The sequence below is a fragment of the Calothrix sp. CBUCES-K 9914 genome (assembly GCF_059640475.1).
This window is the reverse complement of record NZ_JBXXZH010000187.1, coordinates 1-18,817: the sequence shown is the minus strand read 5'-3', so window position 1 is coordinate 18,817 and position 18,817 is coordinate 1. Positions and strand designations below refer to the sequence as shown.

Below are 18,817 nucleotides of genomic sequence, written 5' to 3'. Positions count from 1 at the left end.
GGAAACCCGTCGCATATTGTTTACAATCACTGCTGTCATCCACATGTTGCTTCTTTAATTAGAAGTAGATGTCATGGAAACTTGGTGGTACTTCTCTCAACTTCTGCCAGAGTTGAGCAGTTGTTGCTTCTTTAATTAGAAGTAGATGTCATGGAAACAACACTATGACTCGACGGGAAATGCTGGCGACGTTTGTTGCTTCTTTAATTAGAAGTAGATGTCATGGAAACGTAAACATCAGTAGTTCGTCTGACCGTGTAAGTTTAAAGCCAAATACGAGTAAGGTTGATAAAAATAGTATTACGGTTCGTCATCCAATTAGTGGACAGGAACAAGTCATTTCGACTAAATTTGATTTGACTAAGTTGGATATTAGTCGTATTCAAGATGAAGAAGATGTGGAAAAGGTCTTTTGGTGGTTTTGGCGCCATTTTCCAGAACTGTTAGCTTGTCAAGATTCTGAGAATGCTTTGTTGATTCCTACTCATCGCATTTTACCTGATTGTCCGCTTCATAGTTATCAAAGTACTGTTTCTGCTTTGGCTGGCGCCATGTTTACAGATGCAACGCAGACTCAGAATAATTCTCCTTATTTGCTGTTGTTTACTTTTTCTCCTGTACAGGAGTTTATTAAGTCGTCGCGAAAGTTTTTAGATTTTTGGTCTGGTTCGTATTTACTACATTACTTTAGCGCTTTTCTTTGTTTTGAAATCGCTAAGATATACGGTGCCGATGCTGTTATTACTCCTTCGTTATGGAGTCAAGAAATTATTGATGCTTTTTTGGTCAAGAAGTATCCTAGTTTTAAGGTGGAGTATAATAATCAAGACCCTGCTAATAAGTTTTCAAATCCGCTATCTCAAAGTTTGAGTACGGCAGGTTTTCCTAATGTTATTACTGCTGTTGTTCCTAGTCAAAATGATGCTGTTGATTTGGGTAAAAAGCTCAAAGAAAGTCTTAATGATAAATGGTTAGAGGTTAGTCAGCAAGTTCGTAAGCAAGTTAAACAAAAAGTGATTGATTTGTTGAAAGATGAAGCTGACATTGATAAAATTTGGAGTAAAATTTTTGACGAGTTTCCTTCAACGCACGAAGAACAGTTGAAAAAAGAATTAAGGCAGTTGCATCAAGGTGGTTGTTGGGAATGGAATCAACTTTGGGATGCTCAAATAAAAAATACTTGGGAAACTTATTTTGTTGCTGTTCCACTTGGTAATCCTCAACATCCTTTGGAGATTAATACTAAAGATATAAATATACGCGATAAATGGAAAGATTTACAAAACCAAATTGCACAACCTAATCCCAATATTAAATTACCTACTGAAGCTGAGTTAAATTCTTTTGACTCGTTTAATGTTGGTACTTGGTGGGGAAGTTTGCAAGGGCGCCTGGGTACTGCTATTCAAGCTATAAAAAATACCCGTGCTTGGCAAATTCCTGTGGCGCCGGGTGAACGTTCGACTTTATCGGGTCAATATAGCGCACTGCATCCAAGGTTTATTTACCACCAACAGTTTAAAAACGGGTTTGGTGTTACTTCTGAGTCGCTGCGGTTGTTTTGGCGCCTGATGTCGCTTGCATATCCAGGTTTATTCAATGGTTCCGAAAAGCTAAATGCTATCGAATTAACTAAAAGAATGGCTTGGAAACACGGTGGTATTGCTGAGTCTTTGGGTATTAATATGGGTGATAGTGATGATGATTATGAAGGATTAATTCGTTTTCCAAATTTATCATCTATTGCAGCAGCACACTTTGCTACTCATCATCCTGAAAGGATACAAAAATATTGGAGTGAGTTAGACAAGGAAATATTACAAAAACTCAACCACAGACATCATGAATTTTGCTCTCGTACTCGTCGTCCTTTTCAAGTTAAACGTGCGGATGCTGCTTTAAAAGAACATACTAATTATGGTAACGGCTATAACGGCGCCATGTTTTCGAGCAAGTGGTTAGCAGATGACATGAGTTTAGACGCAAACGAAACGAATATATTGCGTAGCGTCATTGATAATGTACAGAAAAAACACTTTGGTGATAATAGTCCTGCTGACTGGTGGGTGTTGGCACTTGGAGATGGGGATGGGATGGGCGCCTATGTTAATGGTCGCAAATTATATGTTTACGAAAAGTATTTAAATCAAGACCTATTAGATAAAAGTAATATTTCAGAGAAAGCGTTTGATGAATTAATCAACGCAACTCGTAAGCGTATGGGTCCATCTACCCACGTTGGACTAAACCGCGCTTTACTAGATTTTTCAAATCGTTTAGTACCATATCTTGTTGAACAAAGATTTTGTGGACGAGTAATATATAGTGGTGGTGATGATGTAAAAGCTGCATTGCCATTACAAGATTTACCAGAATTTTTACTTTCTTTACGTGCTGCTTGGTGCGGTGGTGAAGACCCACAAGGTGAGTTTACCAATAAAGGAGGATATTGGAAAATTAAGGCGCCGAGTAAAGGCTCAGATATTCCATCCCGTCCACTGTTCACAATGGGAGAGGGTGCAACGATGAGTTTAGGAGTTGTTATTGCTCACAAAAGCGTTCCTTTACCTACGGTGTTAGAAAATTTATGGGAAGCTGAAAAAGAGAGAGCTAAAAAGCTAATTGGTAATACCAGTTATAATATACCTGATAAAGATGGTTTATGTTTCCGAGTCATTTATGGTTCTGGTAATACTCTAGAAGCTTTAATAAAAGGTCATTTACTAGAAGATTGGTGGAACATTATTAACGAAGGTACAAAACATCCAGAATTTGACTTAGCTCCTTTACTTTACCGCTTGGCAGAAGAAATACCTCGTCATGCTGCTGTTACTAAAGATTATCAATTATTTAGTAAAGTTGCAAAAGTTGCTATTAATAGTCGTAGCGAAAAAATTCCTGAAACACTCGAAAATGCTTTAGTAGAATGGTTAGATAAATGGGAAAAATGGGCTTGGGCATCACAAGAATCTGCTACTCAACGTGGCGCCAAGGCTTTGGGTGTATGTCCAGAAGATATGGCGATGTTACTCAAATTTACTGCTTTTTGGATATCACGCAGAGAAATCTCTCTTAAACCTCTTTTGTAAAACAGGCAGGGATGCCTGTTCCACAAGATGTTCCACAAGATGTTTCACAAGATACAATCTAAAAAATATGCATTGGTATAAAATTGAACCTCTTGATACATTATTATTCCGTGAAGCTAAACCATTCTCACCTGGAGAAGGCGCCTGGGCAAAGGGTATGTTTCCACCGATGCCAAATGCTGTTTTTCAAGCTTTGCGTTCAACATTAGGAAAAAATCATCCTCCACTTGAATTTATTGGCCCATTCCTTCTGGAGGAAACTCCACAAGGTGATGAACTTTGGCTAACAACTCCTAAAGATTTGTTATGTGTTACTGAATCACGTGATAATGATAATCAAGAAAATTCTCATGGCTGGAAGCGTTTAGTTTGTTTACAACCTTTAAATAATCAAAGTCCAGAGTGGGAATATATTAGTTATGGTTCTGGTTCGGTGTCGTCTGATATTACACCAATGGTTCCCCCTCGCAATAATAATGAATTTATTAGTGGGCGCCCAAAATCTTGGATGAAAGCATCAGCGTTGATTAGTTATTTGCAAGGGGAAGATTTAACTAACCCAGATGATTTTTGTGATGACCCTTGGAGTGTGCAAGTTTTACCGCATATTCACATGAAACCGGGTACACGTCAAGTTAAAGATGAAGATGGTTATTTTACAGAAGTTGCAATACGTTTACATTCTAATTGGAAACTAGTTGCGGCAATGAATGTAAATTTAGAATCATCTGTTGTACGTTTGGGTGGTGAGGGACACCGTGCGTTAGTTTCGAGTATACATATCCCAATATGGGAGCAAATTGAAAATTTTAGGCAGTCGTCTAAAACTATTAGTACTAAAGCTTACCTTTTAACACCTGGACTCAGTGAATCTTCTGACTGTGTTTACGGTGCCTATCCAGATAGTTGGCGCCAGTATTTATGTAGTTGTGCCACCGATAAAGCGATTTTGTGGGGTGGAAAATCATCACATGCTAATACACCAATGTTACCACAACGGGCATTTGTGCCACCGGGTACAGTGTATTTATTTAAAGATTCAAATGATATTGGTCGAGTGTTACCAATGCATTATTTTGAATCGCAAATAAAAGAAAATAATGACCTCAAATTGAAATGGCTCGATACATTATCAACTTTAAATTACGGAATATTACTTTGGAGTAAATAACAATGAATACTAACTTATCTTACATGTATTTACTGGCGCCGCTACATACCGGAGGAGCTAGTCAAGAAGGAAATATAGTAGGCATTGCTCGCGAAGCTCATACCGATTTACCATATATGTCAGGGGGTGGTATTAGAGGACGAGTTCGAGCAAGCACCCCAGCCGAAAAACAAAAGATTTTATGGGGTAATACACTTGAAGATGTTCAGAAGAATGGCGCCGAAAATCTTACTCAAGGAGCGCTTTGGATAGGAGATGCTGCTATACTTTGGTTTCCTGTTCCATCATTAAGTCATGGAATAGTTTGGATAACATCACATTTCTTACTGCGTCGCTGGTTACGATTATACGATAAATCCAAATTAGAAACATTACCCAGTGTAAACAGCTTTAGCGGTGGTAATAGAGAGCAACTTTACCTCAAAGACGCAATATTTCAAACCTCTGAACTCAACACATGGTCTAATTGGAAAGAATACATTCCTGCAAACCCTGTTACAAAAATTATCGACAAAGTACTAATATTATCTGACACAGATTGTAAAGTACTAATACAAACAAGCCTTTGGCATCAAGTACGAGTCAACTTAGGAGAAGGTAAAATTCTAGCAGAAAATGCGGGTTTTCGTTACGAAGAAGCAATTCCACCAGAAACATTAATGTACTTTCCTTGGGGAACCACCACTACTGCAAATGGTACTGGCGCCAGTGCCAGCGAAGACTTAAAAAGTATTTTTAGCAGTCAAAGTATTTGGCAGTTCGGTGGACAAGAAAGTCTGGGAAGAGGACTTGTGGAACTTTGGAATTAATCAAATATCAACTACAAACAAAAGAACATCATGCTAAACTACGACCCACGCAAAATATCAGTAGCAGTTTACACACATCTTAAAGAAGTCAAGGAAAGTGTAACTGAAGCAAAACATCACGATGAACAAAGAAACCAAGCAATAGAACTATACACATACATAGCAACCTGGGGACTAATACGGTTAAAAGGAGAAGAACCTGCATTAGTCAACAAACCACAAAAACAGAAAGTAGTTAAATGCTTCTTTGAAACATTAGGCAAACTAGCATACCCCACCGAAAACCCCAACCCTCTTATTGGTGCAGATGAACTAAAAAAATTAACCAAACTCAAAGCATCCGAATATTTAGGTTTAACAGGAGTAGCCTTGCAAGTCGCACGCGAATTCTCATTTTGGGCAGAATCATTATACGCAAAATCAACCTCTAGCAAACCTTAATTATTCTTAGGCGCCATCTGTATGTTGGGTTTTCCTTCGGAACACTGCCTGAACGCAAAGCCTCCACCCAACCTACAACTGTGCCTCTGTAGTAATAAAATCTTTTCTTAGGAGCAACATCAAATGCCAATACCAACAAATCCCTGGTTAACTCATCCATTACACCGTCCAAACCCGGCGCCAAACGCGAGTTTTGTAGAATATTTACGATGGATGCGAATATTGCGTGAAAACCCAGATGCAGATTCACAAATTGGTTTAGTAAACAACGGTGAAGTATTAGAATTATTAGATAACTTACTGAGTAATAGCGATTACAGCGAACGATTAAAACAGCTAACACAACGAACACGACGAATCGCACAATTTAGCTTTGAAGCAAAATCAACTTGGCGCCTGCGTGTAGGAGGAATGCGTGGCCCAGAGTCAATGTTATTACCAGCATTTGATGCTTTAGGAATGCCATATATACCCAGCACAACATTAAAAGGTATCGCGCGAGAAATAGCAGAACGAGAACTAACAAAAAAAGAACCCAGCGTCACAAAAGAACAGATAAGAGATATTTTTGGAGAAATAGAACCCACAGCTTGTATAGGGAAAGTAGTATTTTTAGATGCATATCCCTTACCCTTTACAGATATAGACAGTGATAACCCAGATGAACTTGAAGGACTAATACCCGACATGGCAAACTCCATCTGGACATGGGAAAATAATAGCCCTCAATACAAAACAAATCCAAACATCTTTATATCGCTACGCAAACCCACATTTGTAATTGGATTACGCTTAGTAACAGGTGCCGACCCTGCTATACTCGAACATGTAAAAAAATGGTTATACGAAGGATTAGCACAAGGTATCGGTTCAAGAGTTAATAGCGGTTACGGAACTTTCATAATAAACCAAACCGAACAACCCAAACAAGCTACACAAATACTATCAGTAAAATTTCAAATACGTGGACAACTAACTCACGGCAGACAAAACTTTAACGACTGGGTAGAAAAAAGAGATAGACCCGAATGGAAACCACCAGGAATAGCACAATCTGAAATACGTCCACCAGCATTTCGTTCAATACTGCGCTACTGGTTCCGAACATTAGCATTAGGAGTATTAGAAGCAAACATAGTTAAAGAATGGGAACTAAAAATATTTGGAGGAATAGAACCCGAACCAAGCATGGGAATGTTTCAGCTAGAAATACCCGACGGTAAAATAGTAAGCGACAATGCCACCAATAAACAAGACAATTGTGGCTATGGCACAGGAACATTAATATTACGTCAAACCCAAACTACAAAACAACTATCAGCAGACCAAAAAAAAGCATTAAAAAACCTTCTACCAACTCTAACCTGGTTAACATTTAATTTAGGAGGAATAGGACAAGGCGCCAGAAGACCATGTTACTCTCGACAAACAAGACAACATGCACCGTGGTGGCGTGGCACAAGCGTAAAATTAATTAGTGAAGATAAAGAAGATAAATACTGGAACTGCCCATCAACAATAGAAAACCTTCAAAAACGTTTTCGTACAGCACTCAACACCTTTTACACAAACCTATCAACACTAACAGAACAACCATGCGATCCCACCCAACCACGAACAGTAGCAAAAACAGGAAACTGGGCAGAAGCAGTAGATAGTAACTGCCGCATCATCTGCATTCAAGGTAATATAATAAACGATAAAACTCCAGCCCTAGCCTTACTACACAAACAAGCCACACAAACAGGAAGCGGTTACAACCGTGAATTATGCGGCTCCATAAACGAACGTTCACCCATCTGGATAGCGCGCATAGGCAGTCCATTTAAAGACAACGAAGGATTCAGCGAAAAAGGCTTCGACATAGTAACCATATTCGGAATAGACAACCCAAAACGCAAAATATACCTAAACTCCCTAACCCAAACACAACACGCTCAAATATCATTCTAAACCCCCAACCACAAAAAGCACCTACACCCTCAAGGGTGCGACTATACGAACAAAGCCTGCCTACGCAGGCTAGTAATACTAATTTTTCGTGTTACTAATAAACATTTATGTTTATTGTAAACCATAAACTTAAGTATTAATACGTTTGTGAAAAATGTGAGATAATCAAAACGAAAAATCTTCCAGCAGGCGCCATTACCATACACCACTCAGCAACAAAAAATTTGGCAAATCGAAGCGAGGTATTTGAAAAATCAAAAAATAACGCCTATAACCCCTACACCGTAATGAATTCAGCCCTTTTATTCCAAAAACACATCCGCCAAAATCCTGAAACCCTTACAGCAAAAGCATTACAGCAATTGTTGGTGCCGACAACATTGACAGCCCAACGCCTGAAACGGTACTTTAAGATCACTTCCGCCAAATCTGCCTCCAAACACCTTGCTACTCAAGGTACTGTAGGCGCCGACTTGCTTCTTATTAAAAGAAGTAGACTTCATGGAAACAATGAATAAATTAATACCAGTGGGAACCTACACGCTAGCTTGCTTCTTATTAAAAGAAGTAGACTTCATGGAAACGCTTCGTTGATTGCTATCGCTGTAATCCACCCACTTGCTTCTTATTAAAAGAAGTAGACTTCATGGAAACTGGGTCATTTATTTTAAAACCATTTTTAAGAAAAAGTCCTTGCTTCTTATTAAAAGAAGTAGACTTCATGGAAACTCAAATTGCTTCTTCTGTCCTAGGATAGCGGTACTCTTGCTTCTTATTAAAAGAAGTAGACTTCATGGAAACTTTTAATCGAATTATTGCGCTAGGGTTAGAGTTAGACTTGCTTCTTATTAAAAGAAGTAGACTTCATGGAAACATTCAGATGTTCTTGCGCTTTTTAAATCTTCCGTCTTGACTTGCTTCTTATTAAAAGAAGTAGACTTCATGGAAACTCCTCTAGAAAGGATATATGGATGATTGGAGACAGCTTGCTTCTTATTAAAAGAAGTAGACTTCATGGAAACATTCAGATCAATTGGTATTAGCTCCAGCGCCATTCGCTTGCTTCTTATTAAAAGAAGTAGACTTCATGGAAACTAGAAATTTAAACTATTGTTTTCTAATTGGTTTACTTGCTTCTTATTAAAAGAAGTAGACTTCATGGAAACTTAAGAGCGCTTATATCAGAACCGGAGAATACAGAAAGCTTGCTTCTTATTAAAAGAAGTAGACTTCATGGAAACTGTAAAGCTGCTGCTTCATCAATAACCCATAATTGACTTGCTTCTTATTAAAAGAAGTAGACTTCATGGAAACTCAAGAATTTCCATTAACTGTTTATTGTTCATTTTAGCTTGCTTCTTATTAAAAGAAGTAGACTTCATGGAAACGTTTGACTGGAGTTTTCAAAGTCTAGATAGGGTTTTCTTGCTTCTTATTAAAAGAAGTAGACTTCATGGAAACACTAATTTGGCTACCCAAATCCTTAGCATCACCAAAAGCTTGCTTCTTATTAAAAGAAGTAGACTTCATGGAAACGCTTTCCAGCACTAATCAAGCGCACAGCTTCTTGCCTTGCTTCTTATTAAAAGAAGTAGACTTCATGGAAACAGTAGTTGTTAACAGTGAAGCGCGCGTGCTTTTGACTTGCTTCTTATTAAAAGAAGTAGACTTCATGGAAACATTAATAAGTTTGTTTTTAGCTTGCGATGAGCCATTACTTGCTTCTTATTAAAAGAAGTAGACTTCATGGAAACTATCCTATTGGAACTAACATATGTTCCTTAATCAAAACTTGCTTCTTATTAAAAGAAGTAGACTTCATGGAAACTGAAACTTATAAGTTGGCAGTTGGTAAATATTTTGACTTGCTTCTTATTAAAAGAAGTAGACTTCATGGAAACTGAATGGGAACACCACATTCAGCAGTAGCAATTACTTGCTTCTTATTAAAAGAAGTAGACTTCATGGAAACTATTGGCATACGTGATTTCAGAGGTGATTTAATCCCTTGCTTCTTATTAAAAGAAGTAGACTTCATGGAAACATAAAAGCATCTATATATGGATAAACTTGAGCATTCGCTTGCTTCTTATTAAAAGAAGTAGACTTCATGGAAACTTTTGTTTATATTTCCTTGAATCTTGGATAACTTGTAAGCTTGCTTCTTATTAAAAGAAGTAGAATTTATAGAAAATCTAAGGTGCCTTTAACTTTTCTCTCTTTCTTTGATTTATGGTGGTGCGTGAAAGCACTGTATTTTGCGTGCTTATTGATTGATAGTAATAGCTTTCACGCACCCTACCCCAATTTATTGGCGCCTCAAAATGCGTGAAATAGCAACATTCCACCCTACGTTTATTTTGTTATTCACACGAGAAGGGGTGCGGTTATAGTTTAGATGTTATAACTTACTGTTAATGGCTAAATGGACAGGCGCCGTTATAAACTTTATTCTACCAATACTATGTCAATATTAGTTGCAAATCTTGGTACATCAGACCTAGCAGTAAAGATAGATGATAATTATTTCCCCATAGATTTTAAACGTTCGGAGCCAAATATCATACTCCCTGCTGCGGGTTCAAATGAAGAAGCATTGTGGGAGCAACGTGAAGATTTCATTAAAATCTTTTTGTGTGATGAACTTAAGCTGACTAGGGAAGCTACATTTAGAGACATAACTGAAAAGATACTCGAAGGGTATGAACAAAATCCTGACTTTTGGCATAAAAGGTTGATTCCCGGTAGAATTTGGGGAGTTATTACTACAGCAAAGGAAAGATTCGCTGTTGATAAAGTGTATTGTTTTGTAACCGACCAACCACAAACAGAAGTCAAAGGTTATCCTACAGATACAATTAATTTATTCCATATTTTGAAGAAGTGGGTTGAGTATAAAGAACCAACTTTAACTCTCATGCCAAAAATTATTCCGCAGAATATTAAACCAGTTAAACTAGATGAATTATTTGAGTATTATTACAAATTTTTTAACGAAGTCAGTCAGGAACAAGATAAAATCTTAATTAGTATCAAAGGTGGTACTGGACAGATGCAAACAGCTTTGCAAATGCAAGCGATAGCATCGATGGTAGAATTTCAAGCAAATCTAGACCCAGAGTTAGATATTTGTAAAGTTCTACACGGTCAACCTTCATCATGTCAGATAAATGCATATTGGAAGTATATTCGTAGTCAAAGGTATATCACAATTAAAAAGTTATTACAACGTTGGGATTTTGAAGGGTCTATACAGCTATTAAAAGATTGGCAACAGTATTTACGAAACCTGCAACAAGAAAATATTAAAGACAGTGGCGCCATTAGTAGCAATGATACTACTATTAAACAGGTGATTGCTGTTTTGAATATTGCCGTTGATTGTTTTAACCTTGATAATACTAAAGCTAATGACGATTTAAACAAACCCATTAATACTCAGTTACGTCAGGAGAGCAATTTAGTCAAGTTAATAGGTAATAATAGTTACGATAGGCGCCTAAATCTTTACACTCAGTGTCGTATTTATTGGGAACTCAATCAAATTGCGAACTTTCTATCAAGACTTGCATCCTTCTGTGAAGAAACTTTACATTTTTTAATTGAAAATTTGGAGGGGCTAGTTTACTTTAATAAAAATAATTACTCTGACCATTGGGATGTAATAAAAATTAAAGTACAACCTAATATTTGGCAACAATTTCAGATAAACGAGGGTGAGTATTTCAATGATGATAGTAATAAAAAATATTATCGCTTATCGAATCGCTCTAATAAGCAGAATTTTATTGATGCTTTAATTAAAGATAGAGATAAACCACAAGAAAAAGCTGCTTGGAAACAAATAACTGCTTCTTTAGAAAAGCTAGTATATTGGATTGAAAAGCGTAACAAAATAGTCCATGCAGCGAAAGGTGTTTCTGTTGAAACTATGAAAGAATCTTTAAAAATAGATAAGCAAGATAATAAACACAAATCTGCACCAAAAGCCTGTCAACCAAAGGAGATATTATCAGAAATTACCAATATTATCAATCAAAGTTCATATCTTCTCAACAAATCAAGTAATAAGTATGTAGGTTTCAATAATACGCCTTACTATATTTACTCAGATATTCGTGACTGGGTAATATCTCAACTCACTATGGATAGATAAGCGTCCCAATGCGAAGCATGTTCCACTACGTAGAGTTTTTAATATTTCAAAAAATTGTCGGGTTGCAGGATGTAGAACCATTTGGCTCTTATACTCCAGCTTTTGACTATGTGGGAGTTATTGGTACTTTTGTAGACTTGTCATATCGGCGCCAAGGTGTTGGTAAAAGTTTATTCCAAGCGACATTTGAAGCTGCACGGGCTAAAGGATATGAAAAATTATTTGCATTTGTCCGTGCCGATAATACCGCAGCATTAGCCGCATATCTTAGTCAAGATTTTAACATTATTGGAACCGCGCAGAAGCACGCAAAAATTAACGATATGTATGTGGATGAAATTATGATAGAAAAGTTTTTATGATTTTTTTAGTACCTATGTTTTGCTGCAGAGACTTCTAGGGTACAGAGGAGAGAGTAAGATGGGTTTGCTAGTTAGGCGCCGTGATTTTATGCATTGCTTCCAAAATAAGGCTTTGTTTGTTGATACTCAATAATATAGTTAATAATTAAGTTATGTGACTACATGAGGAAGCGTACACTATGATAACCGTTATCAAGCCAGAATATTTTTCTTTAGAGGATTTTATGACCAATCCTCATGATAAAACAGAATGGGTAGATGGTCAACTTATAGAAAAAGAGGGTATGACGTTAAGACATGGAAAAATTCAGTTACGTCTGGGTAGCTGTTGGCAAGATTATAAAGAGTCTAGCGGACAAGGTGGAGAAGTTTATACCGATGTACCTTGTCGTACTAAAAAACAAGGACGCTCTCCTGATGTAGCTTATCTTACACCTGACCTTGTGGCTAAATATGGAAACGTTCCGACTTTGCCTCAAAGCTTTCCTTTATCTGCCGAAATTGTCTCACCTACAGATATAGCTGAAGAAGTTTTATTAAAAGCGCAGGAATATTTAGAATCTGGTGGAGAGGAAGTTTGGTTAGTTTACCCTGAAAGTAAATGGGTAATGATAATCACCGAAAATCAAGGTTTAATGTTTACATCTGGTCAAACAGCCTGTACACAAAAGGTTTTGATAGGGTTTAATATTGCTGTAGATGAATTGTTAGCTTAAAAATAAATCAAATATTGTTACCAAATTTATGGGTTCCAATTATGGGTTTGGTTTACCCATTCATTCATCGCAAATGGCAGACCATCACCAACTCTCAAACATTATTTGGCGGATAGCTGACTTACTGCGCGGACTTTACCGTCCACCTCAGTACGAATGTTTTATACTGCCGATGACGGTGTTACGTCGATTGGACTGTATACTTGCTTCTACCAAAGACCTTAATAAAGCTACAGAATATAATTTTTATAACACCTCACCTCTAAACTTTGAAAAACTCAGAGCAAGTCCAAATTATTTATATGATAACTTGATAAGTTATATTGAAAGCTTCTCGACAAATATACGCGATATATTTGAGCGACTTGATTTTAAAAGCGAAATCCTCAAAATGCATGATGCAAATATTCTCTATCTAGTCGTTGCAAAGTTCTGTGATGTTGATTTGTCTTTGGATAACGTTGATAACATAACGATGGGCGCCTTATTTGACGACTTAATTCATCGTTTTTATCAACTAGCACATCAAATCTAATGGTGAATATTTAACCAGAGAACAGGAAAAATTAATTCAAAATTTACTAGCTACAGGCAAATTTAACAGTGTTGGCGAAGTAATTCAAGTTGCATTGTCTCTTCTAGAACAAGAGAGTCTCTCGTATCAAGCATGGGTAGACAAAACTCGCACCCTTGTTGATGAAGGAATAGCATCATTAGAGCTTGGTGAAGGAATCGACGGTGAAACTTTTGTTAATCAACTGTTGGCAGATTTACAACAGGTTAAAGAGTCCCAAAAATGAGTCAGTATATAATTTCATTACCTGCTTCTCGTGATTTGCGAGAAATTGCTGACTACTTTGCAGTGGAAAATGTTGAGGTTGGAGAACGATTACTGCAAGAGTTCAATCAAAAATGCAGACAACTTGCTAGCTTTCCTAAAATGGGAAGGCAATATGAAGCTTTACGTCTTGACGAGGTATTCCACTTGACGGTTATATAATTTTTTATCAAGTTATGGACGATGGTATTGAAATTGTGAGAGTTGTCAGTGGAAGACGTAATCTTAAATCAATATTTGAGTCGTAGGATAAGAGATATTGACCTACTATAAGTAAAATTACCCGTGGCTAATCCAAAAGAAGACCTTGAAATTCTCGCGCGTACTCCTTTGTATGCTTTTGCTCAGGAACTCAAAGCTAGGTTTACTGGTTTTGGTGGTTGGGATATGCCTGTACAGTTTAGCGGTATTACTGCTGAACATGAAGCTGTTAGAAATAAGGCAGGCATTTTTGATATATCCCATATGGGTAAGTTTACTCTCGAAGGTAAAGATTTAGTCTCACAGCTACAAAAACTGGCACCTTCCGATTTTAGCCGTCTCAAAGAAGGTCAAGCACAGTATAGTGTGTTGTTAAATTCTCAAGGTGGTATCATTGATGACATTATCTTTTATTACCAAGGTGAAACCAGTACGGGGGAACAACGAGGAGTATTAATTGTTAACGCTGCTACCTGTGCAAAAGACAAAGAATGGTTACTAAACAATCTTGATACTAATCAAATAAAATTTCAAGACGTATCGTCTCAAAAAGTTCTAATTGCGCTTCAAGGTCCACAAAGTGTTGCTTTACTACAACCATTTGTTAACCAAGACCTTTCCCCTATAAAAGCTTTTGGACATATCGAGGCTAATATCTTAGACCAACCTGCTTTTATTGCCCGAACTGGTTACACGGGTGAAGATGGGTTTGAAATTATGCTTGATGCTCAGGTCGGCGCCCAATTATGGCAAAATTTAATTCAAGCTGGTGCTGCTCCTTGTGGACTTGGCGCCCGTGATACCCTACGTCTTGAAGCAGCAATGGCACTGTATGGACAAGATATAGATGATACAACTACACCCTTAGAAGCTGGGTTGGGTTGGCTAGTTCACTTAGATACAAAAGGTGATTTTATTGGACGTTCTGTATTGGAACAACAAAAAGCAGAAGGTGTAAAAAGGCGCCTGGTAGGGTTACAAATGCAGGGACGTAATATCGCGCGTCATGCTTACCAAGTATTATCCGAAGGTAAAATAGTTGGGGAAATTACAAGCGGTACTTTATCACCCACACTGGGTTATCCCATCGCTCTAGCATACGTTCCCACCGAATTATCTTCAATCGGTCAAACCCTAAATGTAGATATTCGTGGTAAAACTTATCCCGCAGTTGTTGTCAAACGTCCCTTTTATCGTTCAAAATCACGATTGACTAATTAGTAAAAAGTGCTGAGTGCTGAGTGCTGAGTATTGAGTTTTAACTCTCATAACTTCTAACTCACAACTCTTAACCTTTAACTCTACTTAGCACTCAGCACTTTCTACTCAGCACTATTTTAAGAGGATTCGATATGGGCTTTGAATACCCTGATAATTTAAGATACTTAGATACTCACGAGTATGTGAGGTTAGATGGAGACATTGCCACCATTGGTATTACAGCATTCGCTGTTGACCAGTTAGGGGACATTGTATTTTTGGAACTGCCAGAGGCTGGAGAAATTGTTACCAAGGGTGACAGCTTTGGTACTGTTGAGTCTGTAAAAGCCGTTGAAGACCTAAATGCACCCATTACTGGTACTGTCCTCGAACGTAATGATGCCTTAATTGAGGCGCCGGAGCAAATAGGCGATGACCCTTATGGAGAAAGTTGGCTGTTAAAAATTCGTGTTAACGACGAAAGCGAAGTCGAAGACGCAATGACAGCAGACGAATACCGCGCGCAAGTAGAAGGAGAGTAGGGTGCGTGACGCTACGAAAAATCTTTAAGTAATATTAAGAACCAGTAGCGTCACGCACCACCTCCACCATGCTTTCGATATTCTTAGGAGCAGGTGTGTGGCGCCACAAGTTTTGTGATCAAACCCTTATCTTTTCGTGGCGCCACACACCCTACATAAAATTTTTATGAATCTCAACTTTTACATGACGTTACAAATACAGATGTTGCAAAATATTAAATAGTCACGTCTGGAGACCATATTGTGGTAATTTCCGCTCCACAGCCTAAGTCAACTAATCTACCGCTGCGCGAAAACAGTCAATCGAACAATTTTCAGGCTCGACACATTGGACTGTCTGATGGTCAGGTTCGTCATATGCTGGAAGTTATGGGACTTTTTAGTTTAGATGAACTGATTGATAAAACAGTACCGCAAGCAATTCAATTAAAAAGGGAGCTTAATCTCTCTGAAGCCAAAAGCGAATATGCTGCTTTAGCTCAGTTAAAGGAAATAGCTTTGCAAAATCAGGTTTACCGTTCGTATATCGGTATGGGGTATTCTAACTGTATTACCCCTCCCGTAATTTTACGTAATATTCTCGAAAATCCTGGTTGGTATACAGCTTACACTCCTTATCAACCTGAAATTGCTCAAGGGCGCCTAGAAGCCTTGTTAAATTTCCAAACAATGATTATTGACCTCACTGGTTTGGAAATTGCTAATGCTTCGCTACTCGATGAGGGTACTGCTGCTGCTGAAGCTATGAGTATGAGTTACGGTATTTGTAAAAATAAAGCAAATACTTTCTTTGTCTCCCAAGATTGCCATCCCCAAACAATCGACGTGTTACAGACACGTGCCAGACCCTTGGGTATCGAAATCGTTATTGGAGACCATCGTACTTTTGATTTCGAGCAAGATATTATATTATTCGGCGCCGTTTTACAATACCCTGCTAGCGACGGCACAATTTACGATTACAGTACCTTTTGTGAGCAAGCACATAAAAAAGGCGCCCTCGTTACGGTTGCAGCTGATATTATGAGCTTGTGTCTACTGACACCTCCAGGAGAATTTGGCGCCGATATCGTTGTTGGTAGTACTCAACGTTTCGGAGTTCCCCTTGGCTATGGTGGTCCACACGCAGCATATTTTGCTACTAAAGAAGAATATAAGCGACAAGTCCCAGGTAGAATTGTTGGAGTATCAAAAGACCAGAGTGGGAATGCAGCATTACGTTTAGCACTACAAACACGCGAACAACACATCCGTCGTGATAAAGCTACTAGTAATATTTGCACAGCACAAGTTTTACTAGCTGTTATTGCTGGGATGTATGCTGTCTATCATGGCGCCGATGGATTAAAACAAATTGCCCTAGATATCCATCAAAAAACGTTAACGCTAGCTCAAGCACTCAAGCAATTAGGCTATAAAATAGCTTCTCTCGATGTCTTCGATACATTAAAGGTTGAACTAGGAAACCAAAAGCTAGAAGATATTTTAAATAGAAGCGAAGCCAAAAAAATCAACTTGAGAATCTATAACGATACAGCAGTAGGTATTTCCCTTGATGAAACAACCACCGAAGCTGATTTAATAGATTTACTAGAAATCTTCGGAAGTTCTACACCTCTCCCCCACATCCCCACTCCCACCCTCTCCCGTACTCCCTACCTAACCCACCCAGTTTTCAACCGCTATCACTCCGAAACTGAGTTACTGCGTTACATTCATAAACTTGAAACCAAAGATTTATCATTAACAACATCAATGATTCCTTTAGGTTCATGTACGATGAAACTAAACGCAACAGCGGAAATGATACCTGTAACTTGGGCAGAGTTTGGTAACATTCACCCATTTGCACCCAAATCACAAACACATGGGTATCAAATTTTATTTGAACAGCTTGAAGAGTGGTTAGGAGAAATTACTGGTTTTGCTGGAATATCTCTTCAACCAAACGCTGGTTCACAAGGTGAATATGCGGGACTTTTAGTAATTCGTCAGTATCACGAATCACGCAACGAAGGTCATCGTAATATTTGTTTAATTCCAGAGTCTGCACATGGAACCAACCCAGCAAGTGCAGTTATGTGTGGAATGAAAGTAGTAGGTGTTGCCTGCGATAAAGACGGTAATATTGATGTTGCCGACCTGAAAGCAAAAGCCGAAAAGCACACCAATAACCTTTCAGCGTTGATGGTGACATACCCATCTACCCACGGTGTATTTGAAGAAGCCATTAAAGACATTTGTGCCATCGTTCATTCTCACGGTGGACAGGTATATATGGACGGCGCCAACATGAATGCTCAAGTCGGACTTTGCCGTCCTGGAGATATAGGCGCCGATGTTTGCCACTTAAACCTCCACAAAACCTTCTGTATACCTCATGGTGGTGGTGGTCCTGGTATGGGTCCCATTGGTGTTGCCTCACACCTAGTTCCCTTCCTCCCAGGACACGCTGTCGTAGATATCTCTAACCCAACTCAGCACTCATCACTTTCTCCTAGGGTTGAAACCCCAGGCTATCATCACTCTAAAATAGGCGCCGTTTCTGCTGCACCTTGGGGTAGTGCCAGCATCCTAGTAATTTCTTGGATGTATATTGTAATGATGGGCGCCAAAGGTTTAACCGAAGCTACCAAAATTGCAATACTCAACGCCAACTACATCGCCAAACGGTTAGAAAACCACTACCCAGTACTTTACAAAGGTAGTAACGGCTATGTCGCCCACGAGTGTATCTTAGATTTGCGCGCGTTGAAAAAATCCGCCAACATCGACATCGATGACGTAGCAAAACGCTTAATGGACTACGGCTTCCATGCACCCACCGTCTCGTGGCCCGTCGCTGGTACCATCATGGTAGAACCAACCGAAAGCGAATCAAAAGAAGAACTCGACCGTTTCTGTGACGCATTAATTTCCATCCGCCAAGAAATTGCCGAAATTGAATCTGGCAAAATGGATATTCAAGACAACCTCTTGAAAAATGCCCCTCACACCGCAGAAAGTTTAATTGCTGGTGACTGGAGACATCCTTATACCAGAGAACAAGCCGCATATCCGGCGCCGTGGACGCGCGATAATAAATTCTGGGTCAGCGTCAGTCGCATCGACGCAGCATTTGGTGACAGAAACTTCGTTTGCTCCTGCCTTCCAATGGAAGCATACAGCGAATAACCCAAAAATTCAATAATCCACTCTTGTAAAATAATTATTCTTGTGGGATGGGCATCCTTGCCCGTCCCATATTTATATAAATTTTAATTTATTAAACAAACCGCAAAAGCCATTCTTCCATTTCTTTTGGTTGTTGCCAGTTAAACATTCCTATCATAAAATCAT

Annotated in this window: 15 protein-coding genes and 1 CRISPR repeat array; all 15 genes read left to right on the top strand. The window is 38.5% G+C overall.

All coding sequences use genetic code 11. The features are described 5' to 3' along the window. Positions 1 to 164: 164 nt before the first annotated feature. The 15 genes from AC2JBO_RS31445 to gcvP all read left to right on the top strand — a co-directional run bounded on the left by AC2JBO_RS31445 (position 165) and on the right by gcvP (position 18,652). Positions 165 to 3,089 (top strand): type III-B CRISPR-associated protein Cas10/Cmr2, encoded by a 2,925-nt coding sequence (locus AC2JBO_RS31445; protein WP_496957561.1) that lies wholly within the window; start codon positions 165 to 167, stop codon positions 3,087 to 3,089. 67 nt (positions 3,090 to 3,156) lie between these two features. Next, the gene (locus AC2JBO_RS31440) at positions 3,157 to 4,260 is read left to right on the top strand and encodes a type III-B CRISPR module-associated Cmr3 family protein (RefSeq protein WP_496957560.1); all 1,104 of its coding nucleotides are present in this window, start codon (positions 3,157 to 3,159) and stop codon (positions 4,258 to 4,260) included. 2 nt (positions 4,261 to 4,262) lie between these two features. Next, positions 4,263 to 5,069: a type III-B CRISPR module RAMP protein Cmr4 gene (cmr4, locus tag AC2JBO_RS31435; protein WP_496957559.1), complete on the top strand. Its 807-nt coding sequence runs from the start codon at positions 4,263 to 4,265 to the stop codon at positions 5,067 to 5,069. Positions 5,070 to 5,099: 30 nt separating this feature from the next. Then, positions 5,100 to 5,510: a hypothetical protein gene (locus AC2JBO_RS31430; protein WP_496957558.1), complete on the top strand. Its 411-nt coding sequence runs from the start codon at positions 5,100 to 5,102 to the stop codon at positions 5,508 to 5,510. Between the two features lie 123 nt (positions 5,511 to 5,633). Then, positions 5,634 to 7,463 (top strand): RAMP superfamily CRISPR-associated protein, encoded by a 1,830-nt coding sequence (locus AC2JBO_RS31425; RefSeq protein ID WP_496957557.1) that lies wholly within the window; start codon positions 5,634 to 5,636, stop codon positions 7,461 to 7,463. Between the two features lie 472 nt (positions 7,464 to 7,935). After that, positions 7,936 to 9,657: a CRISPR direct-repeat array (repeat unit 37 nt; unit sequence CTTGCTTCTTATTAAAAGAAGTAGACTTCATGGAAAC). A 270-nt stretch (positions 9,658 to 9,927) separates the two neighbouring features. Then, complete coding sequence (locus AC2JBO_RS31420; protein ID WP_496957556.1) at positions 9,928 to 11,619, top strand: hypothetical protein; 1,692 nt, start codon at positions 9,928 to 9,930, stop codon at positions 11,617 to 11,619. An 8-nt stretch (positions 11,620 to 11,627) separates the two neighbouring features. Next, positions 11,628 to 11,981, top strand: coding sequence for a GNAT family N-acetyltransferase (locus AC2JBO_RS31415; protein WP_496957555.1), 354 nt, complete (start codon positions 11,628 to 11,630; stop codon positions 11,979 to 11,981). 179 nt (positions 11,982 to 12,160) lie between these two features. Next, complete coding sequence (locus tag AC2JBO_RS31410; protein WP_496957554.1) at positions 12,161 to 12,697, top strand: Uma2 family endonuclease; 537 nt, start codon at positions 12,161 to 12,163, stop codon at positions 12,695 to 12,697. 28 nt (positions 12,698 to 12,725) lie between these two features. Next, positions 12,726 to 13,232, top strand: a complete 507-nt coding sequence (locus AC2JBO_RS31405) for a type I restriction-modification system subunit M N-terminal domain-containing protein (protein WP_496957553.1) — start codon at positions 12,726 to 12,728, stop codon at positions 13,230 to 13,232. 94 nt (positions 13,233 to 13,326) lie between these two features. Further along, positions 13,327 to 13,497 carry a hypothetical protein gene (locus tag AC2JBO_RS31400; RefSeq protein ID WP_496957552.1) on the top strand — a complete coding sequence of 57 codons (171 nt, stop codon included), beginning with the start codon at positions 13,327 to 13,329 and terminating at the stop codon, positions 13,495 to 13,497. Continuing rightward, on the top strand, positions 13,494 to 13,697 hold the full coding sequence (locus AC2JBO_RS31395) for a type II toxin-antitoxin system RelE/ParE family toxin (RefSeq protein ID WP_496957551.1): 204 nt from the start codon (positions 13,494 to 13,496) through the stop codon (positions 13,695 to 13,697). The genes AC2JBO_RS31400 and AC2JBO_RS31395 overlap by 4 nt, the downstream gene beginning before the upstream one ends. 14 nt (positions 13,698 to 13,711) lie before the next feature. Further along, a complete protein-coding gene (locus tag AC2JBO_RS31390) occupies positions 13,712 to 13,783 on the top strand; it encodes a hypothetical protein (RefSeq protein ID WP_496957562.1) in 72 nt (23 codons plus the stop codon). A 37-nt stretch (positions 13,784 to 13,820) separates the two neighbouring features. Further along, positions 13,821 to 14,957, top strand: a complete 1,137-nt coding sequence (gene gcvT, locus AC2JBO_RS31385) for a glycine cleavage system aminomethyltransferase GcvT (protein WP_496957550.1) — start codon at positions 13,821 to 13,823, stop codon at positions 14,955 to 14,957. 131 nt (positions 14,958 to 15,088) lie between these two features. Further along, positions 15,089 to 15,478: a glycine cleavage system protein GcvH gene (gcvH, locus tag AC2JBO_RS31380; protein WP_496957549.1), complete on the top strand. Its 390-nt coding sequence runs from the start codon at positions 15,089 to 15,091 to the stop codon at positions 15,476 to 15,478. Between the two features lie 243 nt (positions 15,479 to 15,721). Then, complete coding sequence (gcvP, locus tag AC2JBO_RS31375; RefSeq protein WP_496957548.1) at positions 15,722 to 18,652, top strand: aminomethyl-transferring glycine dehydrogenase; 2,931 nt, start codon at positions 15,722 to 15,724, stop codon at positions 18,650 to 18,652. Positions 18,653 to 18,817 lie beyond the last annotated feature (165 nt).

Coding starts and splice junctions, on each gene's coding strand:
- AC2JBO_RS31445 (WP_496957561.1), top strand. CDS start 165: ATGACTCGACGGGAAATGCTGGCGACGTTTGTTGCTTCTTTAATTAGA.
- AC2JBO_RS31440 (WP_496957560.1), top strand. CDS start 3,157: ATGCATTGGTATAAAATTGAACCTCTTGATACATTATTATTCCGTGAA.
- cmr4 (WP_496957559.1), top strand. CDS start 4,263: ATGAATACTAACTTATCTTACATGTATTTACTGGCGCCGCTACATACC.
- AC2JBO_RS31430 (WP_496957558.1), top strand. CDS start 5,100: ATGCTAAACTACGACCCACGCAAAATATCAGTAGCAGTTTACACACAT.
- AC2JBO_RS31425 (WP_496957557.1), top strand. CDS start 5,634: ATGCCAATACCAACAAATCCCTGGTTAACTCATCCATTACACCGTCCA.
- AC2JBO_RS31420 (WP_496957556.1), top strand. CDS start 9,928: ATGTCAATATTAGTTGCAAATCTTGGTACATCAGACCTAGCAGTAAAG.
- AC2JBO_RS31415 (WP_496957555.1), top strand. CDS start 11,628: ATGCGAAGCATGTTCCACTACGTAGAGTTTTTAATATTTCAAAAAATT.
- AC2JBO_RS31410 (WP_496957554.1), top strand. CDS start 12,161: ATGATAACCGTTATCAAGCCAGAATATTTTTCTTTAGAGGATTTTATG.
- AC2JBO_RS31405 (WP_496957553.1), top strand. CDS start 12,726: ATGGGTTCCAATTATGGGTTTGGTTTACCCATTCATTCATCGCAAATG.
- AC2JBO_RS31395 (WP_496957551.1), top strand. CDS start 13,494: ATGAGTCAGTATATAATTTCATTACCTGCTTCTCGTGATTTGCGAGAA.
- gcvH (WP_496957549.1), top strand. CDS start 15,089: ATGGGCTTTGAATACCCTGATAATTTAAGATACTTAGATACTCACGAG.